Annotated in this window: 1 protein-coding gene and 1 tRNA gene; one reads left to right on the forward strand and one right to left on the reverse strand. The window is 71.5% G+C overall.

Annotated elements, in window-relative coordinates:
• Positions 1-50: 50 nt before the first annotated feature.
• Positions 51-1,694 (reverse strand): arginine--tRNA ligase, encoded by a 1,644-nt coding sequence (gene argS, locus HMPREF3099_RS02640; protein WP_070703696.1) that lies wholly within the window; start codon positions 1,692-1,694, stop codon positions 51-53.
• Positions 1,695-1,802: 108 nt separating this feature from the next.
• Between argS and HMPREF3099_RS02645 the strand changes: the two genes are divergently transcribed.
• Positions 1,803-1,874, forward strand: a tRNA-Arg gene (locus tag HMPREF3099_RS02645).
• Positions 1,875-1,976: the final 102 nt, after the last annotated feature.

Consider the following 1,976-nt stretch of genomic DNA (forward strand, 5'->3'; position numbering starts at 1 on the left):
GGGGGCGGTGCGGGTGTCCCCGCACCGCCCCCGTCACCGGGACGCCGTCCTCACATGCGCTCGGGCGCCGAGACCCCCAGCAGGTCCAGACCACGGCGCAGCACCACACCGGTGGCGTCGTTGAGCCACAGGCGGCTGCGGTGGAGGTCGGTGACCTCCTCGCCGTCACGGGGGCGCACGCGGCAGGCGTCGTACCACTTGTGGAACGCGCCGGCCAGGTCCTCCAGGTAGCGCGCCACCCGGTGCGGCTCGCGCAGCTCGGCGGCCTGGGCCACCACCCGCGGGAAGTCGCCGAGGGCCGCCAGCAGGGTGGCCTCGGTCTCGTGGTCGAGCAGGGCCGGGTCGAAGCCGTCGGCGCGGTCCACCCCATCGGCCTGGGCGAGGCGCGCCACGTTGGCGGTGCGCGCGTGGGCGTACTGCACGTAGAAGACCGGGTTGTCGTTGCTCTGCTTGCGCAGCTCCTCGCCGTCCAGGCTCAGCGGGGTCTCCGCGGGGTAGCGCGCCAGCGAGTAGCGGATGGCGTCGGCACCGATCCAGTCGAGCATGTCGTTGAGGTCCACCACGTTTCCGGCGCGCTTGCTCAGGCGGGCGCCGTTGATGGAGATGAGCTGGCCGATGCGGATCTCGATGTTCTTGTCCGCGTCGTCGCCGGCGGCCGAGCTGATGGCCTTGAGGCGGTTCACGTAGCCGTGGTGGTCGGCGCCCAGCAGGTAGATCTTCTCGGTGAAGCCGCGGTCCTTCTTGGAGAGGTAGTACGCGGCGTCGCTGGCGAAGTAGGTGTGCTCGCCGTTGCTGCGGATGAGCACGCGGTCCTTGTCGTCGCCGAAGTCCGTGGTGCGCAGCCACACGGCGTCGTCCGCGTCGTAGACGTGTCCCTGCTCGCGCAGGCGGGCGATGGCCTTGTCCACGGCGCCCTCGTCGTGGAGGCTCTGCTCGCTGAACCAGACGTCGAAGTGCACCCCGAAGCGCTCCAGGGTGTCCTGGATCAGGCCGAGCATCAGCGGGTAACCCAGCTCCCGGGCGGTGGCCACGCCCTCGGCGCGCGGCAGGTCGCCCAGGTCGGGGCGCTGCTCGAGCACCTTCTGCCCCAGCTCCTGCACGTACTCGCCCGGATAGCCACCCTCCGGGGTGGGCTCGCCCAGCGCGGCGGCCAGCACCGACTCGCCGAACTTGTCCATCTGCGTGCCGGCGTCGTTGATGTAGTACTCGGCGGTCACGTCGGCACCGGAGGCGGCGAGCAGGCGCCGCATCGAGTCACCCAGCGCGGCCCAGCGCGTGTGGCCGATGTGCAGGTGGCCGGTCGGGTTGGCCGAGATGAACTCGAGGTTGATCGTGTGGCCGGCGAGCGCCTCGTTGTCGCCGTAGGAGTCGGCCCCTTCCACGATGGTGCGGGCCAGCTCGCCGGCGCTCGCGGCATCGAGGGTGATGTTGAGGAAGCCCGGGCCGGCGATGTCGACGGCGGCCACACCTTCGGCCTCCCGCAGGCGCGCGGCCACGAGCTCGGCCACCTGACGGGGGTTCATGCCGGCCTTCTTGGCCAGCTGCAGGGCCAGGTTGCTCGCCCAGTCGCCGTGGTTGCGGTCCTTGGGTCGCTCCACGCGGACCTCGGCGGGGACCTCGACGGAGATCTCCCCGGCGTCGACGGCGGCCTGGAGCGCCGTGGTGATGGCCTGTGCGAGCTGTTCGGGCGTCATGGGGCGCACCCTATCGAGAGCGCTGGTAAGGTGTCCCCTCGGTCCATGGCTGGACGGCGCGAAAGCGCGAGGTCGTACCTCGTTGTCCGCCCGACAGGCAGACCACGTGCCCCCGTAGCTCAGGGGATAGAGCACCGCCCTCCGGAGGCGGGTGCGCAGGTTCGAATCCTGCCGGGGGCGCACACGTAGAAGGCCCGGTCCACCAGGACCGGGCCTTCTGCGTCCCCGGGAGCGAGCCCCACCGTCTGCCCCGCACCTGCCGACCCCTTCCCCCTTCCCCAC

Source organism: Kytococcus sp. HMSC28H12 (genome assembly GCF_001816045.1).
Taxonomy (GTDB): Bacteria; Actinomycetota; Actinomycetes; order Actinomycetales; family Dermatophilaceae; genus Kytococcus; species Kytococcus schroeteri.